The sequence below is a fragment of the Flavobacterium wongokense genome (assembly GCF_021608265.1).
Taxonomy (GTDB): Bacteria; Bacteroidota; Bacteroidia; order Flavobacteriales; family Flavobacteriaceae; genus Flavobacterium; species Flavobacterium wongokense.
In genome coordinates, this window is the sequence record NZ_JAKIHP010000001.1 from 451,868 (window position 1) to 467,579 (window position 15,712).

Here is a 15,712-nt window from a genome sequence, read left to right on the forward strand (position 1 = left end):
CATGAAGGCAATTATCTTTACACTTGGAATCTTGTTCATTACCAGTAGCAATGCTCAAAAGTTTGATTGTGCTTCAAAAATAAAGACCTATCAGGAATTTTTAAAGGAAAAGAAACTGGCTGAATCTTACGACAGCTGGAGCGAAGTTCGTAAAAATTGCCCAAAAGAAACCGAAGACCTTTACAAAGACGGAATCCAAATCCTGCAATACCGAATTGATGTTGCAGCTGCTGAAGACAAGGAAAAACCAGTCCGTGATTTGATGAAGCTGTACGACCAATACAACAAAAATTTCCCAACAGCTGTCCCTGATTTTGAAGTTCAGAAAGGAATGGCTTTGGTCGACAATAATATTGAGGCCAAAGAAGAAATCTTTACCTTATTGGATAATGGTTTTACCAAAGCATCTCAAAATGTAACTTCGGCCAAAGCAATCTATACCTATTTCAGCATGTTTTCCGAACGATTTAATGCGGGAGACAAGAAAATCACTCCTGGTGCAGTCTTGGAAAAATACGCAATGATTAATACTTTGCTCAATCAGTTAAAGATTTCCAATGTCAATAACAGCGATTATAAAACCGCGCAAAACGCAATTGACAATCTTATAAAGGATGTTGCAACCTGTGAAAACCTGGCTGATTTTTACAATAAAAACTTTGAAGCAAATAAAGACAATACCGACTGGATTACTTCAGCACTGGTAAGCCTTTCGGGCAAATGCAGCTCCAAACCAATTTTCCTTACTTTAGCTGAAAAGCTTTATGGAATCCAAAAGAACGCACAATCTGCAAATTTTGTAGCCTTGGGATACATCAGGCAGAAAAAGTTTACCGAAGCGATAAAATTCTATAACGAAGCCGCTGAACTGCAAACCAATCCGGTTGAAAAAGCCCAGATATATTATACGCTTGCATCAGGTTTGCTGGCAAACGATCTGCCAAAATCCAAAGAATACCTGAATAAGGCATTAGCCGCAGATCCAAAAATGGGCAAGGCTTATTTATTCCTGGCACAGCAATACATCAATGGTTCAAAAGACTGTGGGCAAACAGATTTTGAAAAGAAAACTGTTTATTATTTGGCTTCACAAACCCTTCAAAAAGCTGCCATTGCAGATGTAAAACTTAAACCAACAGTCGATAAAATGGCTGATGATTACAACGCAAAATCACTAACTGCAACTGAGATTTCCAAAGCAAAAATGAATGGGAAAACGATTACGATAGGTTGCTGGATTAATGAAACCATTACTTTCCCTGCCAAATAATGAAATCCTTAACCCGAAATAGTATTCCTTTTGGTCTGGCTATCCTTTTTTGTCTTGCAATAACGGGTTGCGAAAGTAATTTCCGCGATGTTCAGAAAATGGGATTTTCAGAGTTTTCACCAAGCGGCGATGCTGACGGAATCAATCTAAAATATACCGATTCCGGGAGGATTACAGCCAATCTCGTGAGCCCAAAAATGCTCGATTATGCAACGGTGCAATATCCATTTACCGAATTTCCACAGGGAATGCATTTGACCCTATATGATAAAAACGGAAAGGAAACCTACATCGATGCCAGATATGCCGTATCACACAAAGCGACAAACCTGATTGATTTGCAGGACCATGTAAAAATATCGAATCAAAATGGTGAAATGCTCGAAACGGAGCAATTGTATTACGACCAAAAAAACGAATGGTTTTTTACCGAAAAAAAGTTTAAATTTACTTCTCCAAAAGGAGTTTCCTATGGTGAGGGAATTGACTTTAGCAAAGATTTCAAAAAAGTAAACTCGCAAAAAATATCTGGAGAAGTCCAGTCATCTGAATAACTATGAATTATTTAAAATTTACCTCATACGCTTACATCCTTGCTGCTGTCCTTTTTGGTGTAGAAGCTTATACACAATTACAAGGTGGCGACAACAACAAGGCAATCCTTATGGCACTTTTTGCTGTGGGAAGCCTTTTCCTTTTCTTTTTTAGGAGGAATTATGCCAAAAAATTTGCCGAGCGCAACAAAAAACCCTAATCTATGGAAATCGGAATAATCATTCTATGCCTGATTCTTTCCGCTTTCTTTTCCGGGATGGAAATCGCTTTTGTTTCCTCCAATAAAATCTACCTTGAAATTGAAAAAAAACAGGACGATTTTATTTCCAAAATCCTAACCAAACTTACCCAAAAACCTTCCAAATTCATTGCCACGATGCTTGTAGGCAATAACATTTCGATGGTTGTCTACGGATTTTTCATGGGTGAATTATTGATGCGTTGGTTCGAAACCTTTGGATGGAACCTTACTTCTTTTTCCAATTTAATGTTGCAAACCACCATCTCAACGCTTATTGTTTTGATGACTTCGGAGTTTTTGCCTAAGGTGTTTTTCCAAATTTATGCCAATACTTTTATCAAATTTTTTGCACTGCCTGCGTATTTTTTCTACAGGCTTTTTTATTATATCTCTTCTTTCCTGATTTGGATTTCCGATTTTGTGCTTCGAAAATTCTTCAAAACCGAAGGCGATCAAATCAACCTTTCGTTCAGCAAGGTCGAATTGGGGAATTATATTTCAGAGCAGATGAATTCGGTACAGGATCATGAAACGGTTGATTCTGAAATACAGATTTTCCAGAATGCATTGGAATTTTCGGCTGTAAAGGCAAGAGACATCATGACGCCGAGAACCGAGTTGGTCGCCGTCGACCTGCATAGCTCCATTGTTGATTTGAGGGAACTTTTCATAGAAACCGGTTATTCCAAAATCCTGGTTTACATCAATACGCTCGATGATATTGTAGGTTACGTTCATTCGTTTGAACTGTTTAAAAAACCCAGAAGTATTAAATCCATCATGATTTCGGTGGAGTTTGTTCCCGAAACCATTTTGATTAAGGACGCGATGAACCTGATGTCAAAAAAACGGAAAAGCGTTTCTGTAATCCTCGACGAATATGGCGGAACTTCAGGGATTGTGACCATGGAAGATATTGTTGAAGAACTTTTTGGAGAGATTGAAGATGAGCACGATTCCGACGAAGAACTGATAGAAACCAAGGTTGACGAGAACACTTATCTGTTTTCAACACGCCTTGATGTGGAATACCTCAACGAAGAATACAAACTCAATATTCCCGAAAGCGATTCTTATGGAACGCTTGGCGGATTTATAGTGGATTTCACAACAGAAATTCCGCAAAAAGGGCATCAGATTACCATCGGAAACTTTCAATTTGTCATTGAAGAAGCGACGAATAAGAAAATCGAATTGGTAAAAATGACCCTATTGGATTAATTCCCCGAAAAAATTCACTTTTCAACGAAATTATGCACGTGTAAGTTTTGTTATTACACATATAATTGTATTTTCGCAAACTTAAATAGAATTAACAAAAATAGAAATGGCAGTTTTATCAAAAATTAGAAATCGTTCGGGCTTACTTTTATTAGCTATAGGTTTTGCTTTGTTAGCTTTTGTAGTACAGGATTTATTTACAAAAGGGTTTAAAAGCATTGGTACAGACGTAGGAAGCGTAAACGGGAAAGATATCTCTTTTGACGAGTTTAGAGTAAAGGTTGCAAATGTTGAAAAGAACTCTCAAGGTCAGCAGAATATAACATCAATGCAGGCTTCAAACCAGGTCTGGAACCAGGAAGTAAACATCGCTTTGCTTTCGGCGGAGTTTGACAAATTAGGAATCCGTGTTGGTGAAAAACACCTTTTGGAAGTTTTCAAGGCAGATCCAAATATTGGTCAGAATCCACAGTTCTTAAATGCTGCAGGAAAATTTGACTTAAACAAATTCAAGGATTATTTCAAAGCTGCTCCTGAAGGGATTAAGATTTTACAGGAAAGAGAAAAAGATGCAGAAGTAAATGCAAAATACATGATTTACAACTCTTTGGTAAAAGGAGCAATGTATACTACCAATACTGAAGGTAAATTCAAATACGAAGCTGAGAATAACAAAGTAACTTTTGATTTTGCAATGGTTCCTTACTCTTCAATCAAGGATAGTGATGTAAAGATTTCTGATGATGAAATCGTTGCTTACATGAAAACGAAAGAGAAAAAATTCAAATCGGAAGAATCCCGTGAATTGGATTATGTTTTAATCCAGGAAAAACCATCAGCTCAGGATGAAGCTGAAATCAAGAAAAATGTCGAAGCATTATTGGTGCCAAGTGTTACTTACAACAAAGAAACCGGTAAAAATGACACTATTCCTGGATTCAGGTCAGCTGTAGATGTTGCCGATTTTGTAAATGCACATTCGGACATTCCTTTTGATTCAACTTATATTGCAAAACAAGATTTACCACCAGCTGCTGCTGAGCAGTTGTTCAACCTTCCTGTAGGTGAAGTTTACGGGCCATACATCTTTAACAACTACTATGCGCTTTCAAAGGCATTGGGAAGAAAAGCTGGAGCAAAAGCAAAATCAAGCCACATCCTTATTAGTTGGATTGGTGCAGAAAGAGCGCAGCCAAAAGAAAAAAGAACCAAAGAACAGGCAAAAGTAAAAGCAGAGGGCATTTTGGCTCAGGCTAAAGCTAATCCAGGAATGTTCCAAATGCTTGCGATGACTATGTCTGAAGATCCATCTGTTCAACAAAACGGAGGAGATATGGGTTACATTACAAAAGAAACTGGTTTTGCAAAAGGCTATAAGGATTTTGTATTCAACAATCCAGTTGGAACAATCGGTATCGCAGAAACAGAATTTGGTTACCATATCATTAACGTTACTGACAAACAGGACGCTGTAAAATTGGCTACAATTGCTCAAAAAATCGAGCCTTCTGAAGCTACAAACGATAAAACGTATTCAGAAGCTACCAAATTTGAAATGGAAGCTGCAGATAAGGATTTTGCCGGATTGGTAAAACAAATGAAGCTTACGAAAAACGAGCCTGTAAGGGTAAAAGCAATCGATGAGAGCTTTGGTCCTGTTGCTAATCAAAGACAAATTGTAAAATGGGCTTTTGATGGCGATACCAAAATTGGAAATGTGAAACGTTTCGAAATTGTAAATGTTGGACACGTAATCGTTAAACTAAAAAGCATCGCTGAAAAAGGACTTATGTCTGCAACAGAAGCAAGGCCACAAGTTGAAACAATCCTAAAAAACAAAAAGAAAGCAGCAATGATTTCTGCTAAAATGAAAGGTGGAGATTTAGCTTCAATTGCAGCAGCTAACAAAGTAGCGGTTATGAGCGCTATTGATGTTACTGTTGAAGCTCCGAATGTTCCGGGTGCAGGTTTTGAACCAAAAGTAGTTGGAAATGCATTTACTTCTAAAATCGGACAGGTTTCTAAACCAATCGATGGAAATTCGGGTGTTTATGTATTTAATACAAAAATGGTAACTAAAGCACCAAAAGTTCAGAAATACGACGAGTATATCGCTAAAATGAGACAACAGGTGATGAACTATTCAGGAAGAGTTATGCCGGCATTGAAAAACGATGCAGACATCAAGGATAACAGAGCTGATTTCTATTAATAGAAAATCTCATTCAAACATAAAAAAACCCGAAACAATGTTTCGGGTTTTTGTTTTTTTATAAATAGGTCGAACGAATCCTGCCAATTTTATTCGTCAGGTTGACCTTTAATTTGTTATAATCATTGATGGTTGCCTTGAGCTCTTCCAGATCGTTTTCTTCGGCATTACTACTGTAACTGTTCATCAAATCCATAATCAGCTTATTAATTAAATATTCCCGCAACGAAACAATAGTTTCCGAAACATACTGGCTTACGTTTTGGTCTTTGGTCTTGACATAAATCTGTTTGGCTTCCCAATTATGGAGCAATTCCCTTTCTTCCATCATCAGGATATCAGTCACCATTTCAGAATGTTCTGCCGATAACTGCATCAGGTATTGCTCAATGTTGAATTCGTCATTCTGATTGTAATAGGCAATCAAATCATTATAAATTTCCTTGAACAAAGGATTGGCCAGTTCAACTTCATCTTCCTGCAGGCTGAGATAAATTCGCTGATGGACTCTGACTTTGCTGGTTTCCTTTTCCTCTATCATTTCGCCTTCTTCATTGGCTTTCAAAATAAAATCATCAAAATCGGCTTCCTGTGAACCGTACAACAGCAACATTTCAATAATTTTGCGCTCCAATTCGTAAACGATGTTGACTTTCTCCTGAGGCGATTGAGGTTCGCTTTTGACAACCTCTAATGCCTTATATTCCTGTTTTAATTTTTTTCCGGCTTCCGAAATATCCTTTTGAACCAACTGCGCCAAAGTGTTGAGCAATATTTGTTCAGAAATATCCATAATCCTGGAAGTTTCCTGGATGTAAATCTGCCTTTTGATGCTGTCTGGAATTTTGGAAATGCTGACTACCATATCCCGAATCAAATCGGCTTTCTTGATAGGATCATTTTTGGCTTCATCCATCAAAAGCGAGGCCTTGAACTGGATAAAATCCTTTGAATTGTTTTCCAAATGATTTACCAAATCCTCATAGGAATTGTTTTTGGCAAAACTATCAGGATCTTCTCCGTCAGGAAAAGTGCAGACTTTTACATTCATTCCTTCTTCGAGGATCAAATCAATTCCACGAACCGAAGCACGCAATCCTGCAGCATCACCGTCAAAAAGAACTGTAATGTTTTTGGTCAATCTATTTATTAATCGGATTTGATCCGGAGTCAAAGCGGTTCCTGAAGAAGCCACCACGTTCTCAACTCCTGCCTGATGCAGTTGGATCACATCGGTATAACCTTCGACCAGATAGCAATTGTTTTGTTTGGCAATTGCCTGTTTGGCGTGGAAAATTCCATATAAAACCTTGCTCTTATGGTAAATATCACTTTCGGGCGAATTGAGGTATTTTGCTGCTTTTTTATCGTTGGTTAAAATCCTTCCGCCAAAACCTAGATTCCTTCCGGACAAGCTTTGAATCGGAAACATTACACGTCCTTTAAAACGGTCAAAATGTTTCCCGTCTTCGCGGACAATGGTAAGCCCAACTTTTTCCAGGAACTCTAATTGATATCCTTTTGACAATGCTTCTTTTGTAAAGGCATCCCAAGTTTCGGGAGAATATCCCAACCCAAATTTGGCAATGGTGTCATTGGTAAAACCTCTTTCCTTAAAATAGGACAACCCGATTGCCTTACCTTCTTCGGTATTTAAAAGTGTGTCGGTGAAATAGCTTTTAGCAAACTCAGAAACCAGATACAGGCTCTCCTTTTCATTCGCTTCGGCTTTATCTTCCTGCGAAACTTCAGTTTCTACAATTTCGATATTGTATTTATTGGCCAAAAAACGAATCGCTTCCGGATACGTGAAATGTTCGTGTTCCATCAGGAACGTAACCACGCTTCCACCTTTTCCCGAACTAAAATCCTTCCAAATCTGCTTGACAGGCGAAACCATGAAGGACGGTGAGCGTTCATCCGAAAATGGGCTCAATCCTTTGTAATTGCTTCCGGCACGTTTTAACTGGACAAAATCACCGATGACTTCTTCCACACGTGCGGTTTCAAATACTTTATCTATAGTTTCGCGGGTAATCAAAATGGATTGAAAAATTAAAATTGAAAGATGGTAAATTTACACAAAAATAAAAAAGATGCTCCTAATAGAAGCATCTTTTTCGGAAGTATAAATAACCTAAACAAAATTCTAATTCAAGTCGAAACGCACACCCAATGAGATGTTGTTTTGTTTGATTGCATTGTCCTTAAACAATGGATTCAAATCGTATTTCAGATACAAACTCGTAGCACCATAACCTAAATAGGTACTTACTCCATAAATGAAATCCTCTGTATTGAATCCACCTTTTTGTTTTATGGTGTTGTTGTGTCCTTCATCATTATATTTTAAAATCTGTTTTGATTTTACACGGAATCCGGCGTAACCTCCGATTCCGAAACGTAAACTTTCGTGGGTTCTGAATAGTTTTTTGCCGTCAGCATTGGTTCCTGTCTTAGTGAAATCGAATTCCAAATGGATTGGCGCTGTAACGTATACATTCCTGAAACGGGAATCCTTAAGATTTACCGGACTATATTCCAAATCCGTTTGGTTGCCATTGGCTACAAAATACCTGCCTTGTGTTGGGCGAAGGTTGTTGTACATCACCGAAAATCCATATTTCAAATGCAACAAATTATCATTTTTAAAAAGTCGGGTGTTATTGGTAAAACCCCATTCGTAGAAATGTGAACCCCAATACCTGTAATCAGAATGTGCCACAGCGCCATCGGTAACCAGATTGTTTACACCGGCAGCAAATACGAATTGTGAAGTTGTTCTTGCCTCAGATCTGTTATTTCTGATAGAATCCTGTTTGGTTTTATCTCCTTTGCCCCATCGGAAACTAAAATGGTCCCAATCGCTCTTTAATTTTCCGTCTACTTTTTGTTTTACCACATCCTTCAATTCATCCTGTGCCTGCCCAACCCGGGTTTCAATGTTTTTGGAACGTATTTCAGCTAATTGCATTTTCTTTTCATCGGCCTGTGCTTTGGTAATGGTTCCCGCTTCCAGTTCTTTGTTTACGTCTTCAATTTCTATTTTCAAGGCCGCTTTTTCTTCTTTGGTGATGGCGTCAATCTTGTTGGCAATAAGTTTGACTTTCATTTCAAATGTTATGTCCCGGTCTTTGTTTTTTTCTTCCTGTGCGGATAATTTGCTTGCCAAAAGGCAGGCTGCCATTGCTAAGTAAAGTGTAAAATTTTTCATGGTTCTTGTGATTTATTTTTGATTAATGATTTTTATTATTCGTTATTCCTGTTGGCCAAAGCCACTTTAACTTCTTTGTAATTTTTGGATATTTTGTTGATTACTTTTTCCCTGAAAGTGTATTCTACTTCGCCATCTACCTGCGACAGCAAACTTTTGGCATCCACTTTTACGGTTGATTTTTGACTTGCAGTTTGTTTTGCTACATTATCCAAGCCTGCTAATAACTGTTCGTCTGATTTAGCTGCAGGCCGATTGTCAACTATAATCGGTTTTGGATCCACAGTCTTTGGCAGGTCTTTTACGGCAACGTCAGAGCTGTTTTTAAATTCGATTTGTTTTTCATGATTGATTAATGGATTGTTTGATTGATTTTGATTACTGTTCGTTGGTTTTTGATTGTTTTGATTGAAACTCTTATCTGATTTGGCGATGATTGATTTATTGGATTGCTGTGCTGATTTTTTAAATTCAGAATTATTAAGTTCTTCAGGAGTATATACATCTTTATAAACTTTTTGACCAGCTGGCATGATGTCCAGCGACTTTGTGCCTTCCTTTTTTTCAGTCCCAACCACATCATTTTGAGGTTGGATATTGGAACCTTTCTGAGTAAACAAAAACATACCAAGTGTTAGCAAAACCAAAACGCTTGCAGCAATATACAACCAGCCATACGAAGGCTTTGTTTTTTTTTCTTCAGCAACTGTAAGCATGGCATCCAATCGATCCCAAGCTTGAGCTGATGGTTGAATCTCTCTCGAGTTCAATTGCTCTCTTATCTGATTTTCTAATTTATTCGGTGCCATTGTCGTAATTCTTTAGTTTATTAATGTTGTCCTGAAGCATTTTGCGTGCATGCGACAACTGCGATTTGGATGTTCCTTCACTGATTCCGAGCATTGCTGCTATTTCCTGATGCTTGAATCCTTCTACACAATACAGGTTGAAAACCATTTTGTAACCATCGGGTAAACTGTCAATCAAAAACTGAATGTCCTCAACTGAAAATTTGCTTTCGATATTGTTATGGGTTTCTTCGAAATAATTTTCGTCTTCAATGAACTTTACTTTTTTCTGAACCCTGATATAGGAAATGCATTCGTTTATCATGATTCTTCTGATCCAGCCTTCAAAATTTCCTTTGTGTTCAAAATTTTTCAGATTGGTAAACACTTTCATGAAAGCCGTTATCATAATGTCTTCTGCCTGATGCAGGTCTTTTATGTATTGACGGCAGACACTCAACATTTTTCCGGAATACTTTGAATAAATCTTTTGTTGCGCATGTCGGTTATTTTCGACAGCCAGTTCGATTAATTCTCTTTCTTCCTGATGTAAATTAATTACTTTCAAAATGTTTGGTTAGGTGTTCTATTAGCATAGACGAGGTTGGCTGGAAAATAGTTGTATGAGGGTTGAATCTTTTTTACAAAAAATTTAAAATATCAATAAAATCAATGCTTTACAGCTGAAAATATTTTTATTTTTTTCGCTCAATTACATAGTTCACCATGAGTGAAAGGGCATCTTTATATTCAGATTGGGGGAAATTTTCAAGAATTTGGAGTGCTTCCTGTTGGAATGCTGCCATTTTTTGTTCGGCATAGACCAATCCATTTTTGTCTTTTACAAATTGGATTACTTCCTTGACACGTTTTTTGTCCTTATTATGGTTCTTAATCGAATTGATGCACCAGCTTTTTTCTTTTGGTGAACAATTATTCAGCGCATGAATCAAAGGCAATGTCATTTTTTGTTCCTTGATATCAATTCCGGTAGGTTTTCCGATAGCGTCGTCTGTATAATCGAATAAGTCATCCTTGATTTGGAAAGCCATTCCGATGAGTTCGCCAAATAAGCGCATCTGCTCAACCAAAACTTCATCTTCAGAAACAGACTTCGCGCCAAGTGCACAGCACGAAGCAATTAAGGTTGCCGTTTTCTTACGAATGATTTCATAATAAATATCTTCAACAATATCCAGTCGGCGTGCCTTTTCTATCTGCAACAATTCGCCTTCGCTCATTTCGCGTACAGCTACTGAAATAATTCTTAGCAAATCAAAATCCCCGTGGTCAATGGAAAGCAATAATCCTTTGGACAATAAATAATCACCAACCAGAACGGCAATCTTATTTTTCCACAAGGCATTAATAGAAAAAAATCCGCGACGGCGGTTACTGTCATCAACAACATCATCATGGACTAAGGTTGCGGTGTGGATTAATTCGATGACACTGGCTCCGCGATAAGTCCTTTCATTGACCCCATTATTTTCAGAAATCATTTTGGCAACAAGAAACACAAACATTGGCCGCATTTGCTTGCCTTTCCTATTTACAATATAATAGGTAATCCGATTGAGCAGTGCCACTTTTGAAGTCATCGATTCATAGAACTTTTTCTCAAAAAGTTCCATTTCATTCTGAATTGGTTTTTTTATTTGTGAAGTGGTGTTCATCGCTTTCAAATATACAATATTGCTATCGTTTGAAAAATTTTTTTGACTCCGATTAAACCTTTTTAAAAAATGGGACTCAAACTTCAGAACCAAAAAATAAAAACTATGAATATTAAAAATCTAATCTTAGGATTTGCTCTTTCATTGACAATACTTAGTTGCAACAAAGAGGAAAACGGTGGCACAGTTACGGCTGAAGATGCTAAAGCGAGTGCCCAAATTGACGCAATGAACGATGATGTATCCAACATCGTTGAAGAACAGGAAGCCATGACCTATGACAATTCTACCTCGGGAAAAACTCCAGATTCAGCCAATTCAGAACTTACCGCATGCGCAACCATCACGAGGGTTCCTGCCTTTGGAACACCACTTACACCAGGCCAAACCGTAACCAAAACCATTGATTTTGGCACAGGCTGTACTTTAGACAACGGAAACGTATTGAGCGGGCAGATTGTAATCACATTCGTATTCCAACCTAATACAGAATCTCGCACTATCAATTATTCTTTTGTGAATTTCTTCCACAACGGCATTGAATTCGATGGAAATAAAACATTTACACGTCTCCTTGTTGCCACAAACCCTCAGGATACACCACACCCAAGTGTAACCATGAATATGGATTTGACTGCAACGTTTCCAAACGGAGCTGTTTACCACAGAGTTGGTCAAAGAGTAAGGGAAATTATAGAAGGATTTGGGACGCTGCCTTGGGCAGACAATGTTTACGAAATCACCGGCAGTTGGACCACTACCGGACCAAACGGCGGAACACAAACAAGTACTATTACCACTCCATTGCATGTAAAAATGAGCTGCATTGCGGTTCATAAACCCTTGACAGTTTCAGGGATAATTACGATTGTAAGGAATAATACCACCGCAACACTTGATTTTGGTAATGGCGAATGCGACAACTTAGCAGTGTTAACCGTAAACGGAAATACTTTTAATATTGTTATCGGAAATTAAAAAATTGCTTAATTATAAAAGGAAAAAGTCCCGATGCTGAATTAGTATCGGGACTTTTTTATGATTTATTGGCTAACTGCCCACAGGCTGCATCAATGTCTTTTCCTCTGCTTCGGCGTACTTTTGCAACAATGTCATTCTTTCCTAATGCCTTGATGTAATTATCAATTGCTTCGTCAGAAGCTTGTTGGAATTCGCCGTCATCGATAGGATTGTATTCGATCAAATTGACTTTACAGGGAACATATTTGCAGAATTTCACCAAAGCATCAATCGAAGCCTTATCGTCGTTGATTCCTTTCCAAACAACATATTCATAAGTGACCTTGCTTTTGGTTTTTCGGTACCAATATTCCAAGGCTTCCCGCAATTCGGGTAATTGGAAGTTTTTAGTAAAAGGCATAATGTGATTTCGTGTTTCTTCAATAGCGGAATGTAATGAAACAGCCAGCTTGAACTTAACTTCATCATCTGCCATTTTTTTAATCATCTTCGAAACGCCCGAAGTGGAAACCGTAATCCGTTTTGGTGACATTCCTAAACCTTCATCAGACGTAATCATGTCAATGGCTTTCATCACATTGTTGTAATTCATCAGAGGTTCACCCATTCCCATAAAAACGATATTGGAAAGTGGACGATTGTAATACAAACGACTCTCACGGTCGATTGCAACAACCTGATCGTAGATTTCTCCAGGTTCGAGATTACGCATTCTTTTCAGTCGGGCTGTGGCGCAGAAATTACAATCAAGGCTACAGCCAACCTGGCTTGAAACGCATGCAGTTGTTCGGGTTTCTGTTGGAATCAGGACGCTTTCCACGATTAAATTATCATGAAGCCGGACAGCATTTTTTACAGTTCCATCCTCACTGCGTTGCATCGTATCAACCTTGATATGGTTAATCACAAAATTATTTTCGAGCATGGTCCTGGTTTCCTTGGAAACATTCGTCATGTCCTCAAAACTATGCGAAGCCTTGCTCCAAAGCCATTCATAGACCTGATTGCCACGAAAAGCCTTGTCGCCATTCGCCACAAAAAAATCGCGCAATTGCTGCTTGGTCAAACTTCGGATGTCTTTTTTCTCGATTTCCATGGCGCAAATTTAGGCTATTTTGGTTAGTTGTTAATTTGTATTTTTGTAAAAAAATAAAGCAATGCATTTCCTTTCAGACGAATTAGATAATTATGTGACACTACATTCAGAAAACGAACCTGAGCTGTTGGTGCAATTGAATCGAGAAACCCATCAAAAGATCTTGGCTCCGCGAATGCTCAGCGGGCATTTTCAGGGAAGGGTTTTGAGCATGCTTTCCAAAATTATTAATCCGAGAAACATCCTTGAGATTGGGACTTATACCGGCTATGCTACACTTTGCCTGGCTGAAGGTTTGGCTGAAAACGGAAGCATTGACACCATTGACAATGAAGAGGAGTTGTTTGATTTCCAAAGAAAATATTTTGACAAAACCAGTTGGGCAAACCAAATTATGCAACATCTTGGTGATGGTTTGGATATTATCCCGAAGCTCAATAAAAAATACGACTTGGTTTTTATTGATGCCGATAAGGAAAACTACATTAATTATTTCCACCTGATTGTTCCGATGATGAACAAAGGAGGCATCATCCTTTCGGATAACGTTTTGTGGAGCGGAAAGGTTTTGGAAGAATTAAACCCAAAAGACCTGACCACCAAAATCCTTTTGGAATACAACCAATTATTGAAAAATGACCCTCGTGTGGAAACTGTACTACTTCCAATCCGTGATGGATTGACGGTTTCAAGAGTACTTTAATCTTTAAGGATATATTTTTGGTATAATTTGTAGCAGATAAATCCAAAAGCAGTCCCAAACGCATAACCTGTAAGGATGTCTGTTGGGTAATGCAATCCGAGGTAAATACGGCTGTAGGCAAAAATCAAAGGAAATAAGAATACCAAATAAGCGTGTTTGTAATATTTCCTTAAAATCAGGAATCCAAATAGCGTTGTTGCCATTGAGTTGGCCGCATGACCTGAAAAGAAACTAAACGACGGGCTTGTTTTTACAACCCTGATGAGCGTTTTCATTTCGGCATCATTACATGGCCTTAAACGCTCAAAACCATGTTTAAAAAGATTGCAGGTCTGGTCGCAAACCAATATTAAAAGTGCCGTAAAAAGAATGTAATATCCAAAGTTTTTCCAGCCTAATTTCTTTTGAAGGAAATAAAAGATAAGTAAAAAAACTGGTGCCCAATTGAGCTGTTTTGTAATAATCAACCAAAGGCCGTCAAAGGTTGGCGAGCCTAATCCATTTAGGAAAATTAGAAGTTCCTTATCAAGGTGGATGATTTTTTCCAACATTAGCGTTGTCTTTTGATTGGCCCGGTCAACTCATCAAGGTCTTCTTTGGCTTTGGTTACTTCCGGCAAAATGTTGGTATCTAGGTTTGATTTTACTTTTTCGACCTCATCGGTAAAAGTGGAAGTCAGTTCCTTCATGGATGTATCCAATCCTTGTGATTCAACCCCTTTTTGGATTTCACTTTTAATTTCGTTAGTCGCGTTTTTAAACTGTGCCATAGCTTTTCCCATTGTTCGGGCTACATCCGGAATTTTTTCAGACCCGAATAGCATCAATGCAATGAAAATAATGAATATTAATTCGCCACCACCAATTCCAAACATAGTTTTTACTTTTTCTAAATGAGTCGCAAAGTTACTTAAATTGCTATTATTTTTTTAATATTTCCAAATATTTAACGGCCAGATCCGAGAAGATAAAACGTGCCATTATTTTGTTTTTTGCATTAAGGGCTTCGATTAATTTGGGGTCTTCAACAGCATAATACCAAAAACCCCTCAGGTATTCTTTTGGGATTTTTAGGTTGTCCAGGAAATACTCTTCCTTAAAAAGGGATTCGATTTTTTCCAACAACAGTTCTTTCCTCTCTATTTTCAGTTCCTTTTGCAACATTGTTCTCCTACCATTAATCGAATTTAGCAAGCCGTCAAAACTCATTCCACCAATAGGAATAAGTAACGGACTGTACCAATGGAATTCTTCAGCAGCGCGTAATTTTCGTTCCGCAGGCGTATAGTGCTTTGCAGGTTTTTCTAAAATCCCCAGGGAAACTGCATTAATATTGGGATAGGTCTTGACTTCAACCTCATCAAGCGGGATTACCTTTCCTTCCAAATTGATTACATAGAGTTGTTTGGCAACATCATTTTGGTCAATCCTTGCTTTTTTGGTAACAACCTGCAAACCCGAAAACTGCAGTGTATCGCCCACTTTTACAAACATTGAAAAATTACCACTTCTGTCGGTTGTCGTATTGGAATCGGAACGAAGGTTCGTGATATAAACCTCGTTCAGCTCTTTTACCTGGGATGTGATTTTGCCTTTTAACAAAGTTAGTTCCTGCGCCTGCACCAAAGTTTGGCCAAAAAATAAAATCAGGAAAATCCCTTTAAATAACTTCATTATTCTAAATTTACGATGTAAAAATATCTTTTAGATGGTTACAAATTATATAATCTTTTGTTAAACTTAAAATTAGCCCTGT

Annotated in this window: 16 protein-coding genes; 7 read left to right on the forward strand and 9 right to left on the reverse strand. The window is 37.9% G+C overall.

Going from position 1 to position 15,712, the window contains the following annotated elements:
* Position 1: 1 nt before the first annotated feature.
* The 5 genes from L1S31_RS01835 (at position 2) to L1S31_RS01855 (ending at position 5,499) form a co-directional block, all read left to right on the forward strand.
* On the forward strand, positions 2–1,270 hold the full coding sequence (locus L1S31_RS01835; RefSeq protein WP_236461303.1) for a tetratricopeptide repeat protein: 1,269 nt from the start codon (positions 2–4) through the stop codon (positions 1,268–1,270).
* Entirely contained in the window at positions 1,270–1,824 is a 555-nt protein-coding gene (gene lptC, locus L1S31_RS01840; protein ID WP_236461304.1) for an LPS export ABC transporter periplasmic protein LptC, read from the forward strand. The genes L1S31_RS01835 and lptC overlap by 1 nt, the downstream gene beginning before the upstream one ends.
* 2 nt (positions 1,825–1,826) lie before the next feature.
* Positions 1,827–2,024, forward strand: coding sequence for a hypothetical protein (locus tag L1S31_RS01845; RefSeq protein ID WP_236461306.1), 198 nt, complete (start codon positions 1,827–1,829; stop codon positions 2,022–2,024).
* Between the two features lie 3 nt (positions 2,025–2,027).
* Positions 2,028–3,287 carry a hemolysin family protein gene (locus L1S31_RS01850; RefSeq protein WP_236461308.1) on the forward strand — a complete coding sequence of 420 codons (1,260 nt, stop codon included), beginning with the start codon at positions 2,028–2,030 and terminating at the stop codon, positions 3,285–3,287.
* 106 nt (positions 3,288–3,393) lie between these two features.
* The gene (locus L1S31_RS01855; RefSeq protein ID WP_236461311.1) at positions 3,394–5,499 is read left to right on the forward strand and encodes a peptidylprolyl isomerase; all 2,106 of its coding nucleotides are present in this window, start codon (positions 3,394–3,396) and stop codon (positions 5,497–5,499) included.
* A gap of 58 nt (positions 5,500–5,557) precedes the next feature.
* Here L1S31_RS01855 and dnaG read toward each other — a convergent pair whose 3' ends face one another.
* The 5 genes from dnaG to L1S31_RS01880 form a co-directional block, all read right to left on the reverse strand.
* On the reverse strand, positions 5,558–7,540 hold the full coding sequence (dnaG, locus tag L1S31_RS01860; RefSeq protein ID WP_236461313.1) for a DNA primase: 1,983 nt from the start codon (positions 7,538–7,540) through the stop codon (positions 5,558–5,560).
* Positions 7,541–7,648: 108 nt separating this feature from the next.
* Positions 7,649–8,713, reverse strand: a complete 1,065-nt coding sequence (locus L1S31_RS01865) for a hypothetical protein (RefSeq protein WP_236461315.1) — start codon at positions 8,711–8,713, stop codon at positions 7,649–7,651.
* 35 nt (positions 8,714–8,748) lie between these two features.
* The gene (locus tag L1S31_RS01870) at positions 8,749–9,522 is read right to left on the reverse strand and encodes a hypothetical protein (protein ID WP_236461317.1); all 774 of its coding nucleotides are present in this window, start codon (positions 9,520–9,522) and stop codon (positions 8,749–8,751) included.
* Complete coding sequence (locus L1S31_RS01875) at positions 9,509–10,069, reverse strand: RNA polymerase sigma factor (protein ID WP_236461319.1); 561 nt, start codon at positions 10,067–10,069, stop codon at positions 9,509–9,511. Before L1S31_RS01875 ends, L1S31_RS01870 begins: the two co-directional genes overlap by 14 nt.
* Positions 10,070–10,196: 127 nt before the next feature.
* Positions 10,197–11,177, reverse strand: a complete 981-nt coding sequence (locus tag L1S31_RS01880) for a polyprenyl synthetase family protein (protein ID WP_236461321.1) — start codon at positions 11,175–11,177, stop codon at positions 10,197–10,199.
* Positions 11,178–11,282: 105 nt separating this feature from the next.
* Here L1S31_RS01880 and L1S31_RS01885 point away from each other — a divergent pair, with 105 nt between their 5' ends.
* A complete protein-coding gene (locus L1S31_RS01885; RefSeq protein ID WP_236461322.1) occupies positions 11,283–12,155 on the forward strand; it encodes a hypothetical protein in 873 nt (290 codons plus the stop codon).
* A 58-nt stretch (positions 12,156–12,213) separates the two neighbouring features.
* Here the strand turns inward: L1S31_RS01885 and rlmN are convergent, their stop codons facing one another.
* Complete coding sequence (gene rlmN / locus L1S31_RS01890) at positions 12,214–13,254, reverse strand: dual-specificity RNA methyltransferase RlmN (RefSeq protein ID WP_236461325.1); 1,041 nt, start codon at positions 13,252–13,254, stop codon at positions 12,214–12,216.
* A 61-nt stretch (positions 13,255–13,315) separates the two neighbouring features.
* Between rlmN and L1S31_RS01895 the strand changes: the two genes are divergently transcribed.
* The gene (locus L1S31_RS01895) at positions 13,316–13,957 is read left to right on the forward strand and encodes an O-methyltransferase (protein WP_236461326.1); all 642 of its coding nucleotides are present in this window, start codon (positions 13,316–13,318) and stop codon (positions 13,955–13,957) included.
* Here L1S31_RS01895 and L1S31_RS01900 read toward each other — a convergent pair.
* From L1S31_RS01900 to L1S31_RS01910, 3 genes are read right to left on the reverse strand one after another with little or no spacing between them, the layout of a single operon-like run.
* Entirely contained in the window at positions 13,954–14,508 is a 555-nt protein-coding gene (locus L1S31_RS01900) for a phosphatase PAP2 family protein (RefSeq protein ID WP_236461328.1), read from the reverse strand. The two genes, L1S31_RS01895 and L1S31_RS01900, sit on opposite strands and share 4 nt — an antisense overlap.
* Complete coding sequence (locus L1S31_RS01905) at positions 14,508–14,831, reverse strand: Sec-independent protein translocase subunit TatA/TatB (RefSeq protein ID WP_236461330.1); 324 nt, start codon at positions 14,829–14,831, stop codon at positions 14,508–14,510. The genes L1S31_RS01900 and L1S31_RS01905 overlap by 1 nt, the downstream gene beginning before the upstream one ends.
* A 46-nt stretch (positions 14,832–14,877) precedes the next feature.
* Positions 14,878–15,630, reverse strand: coding sequence for a hypothetical protein (locus L1S31_RS01910; protein WP_236461333.1), 753 nt, complete (start codon positions 15,628–15,630; stop codon positions 14,878–14,880).
* Positions 15,631–15,712: the final 82 nt, after the last annotated feature.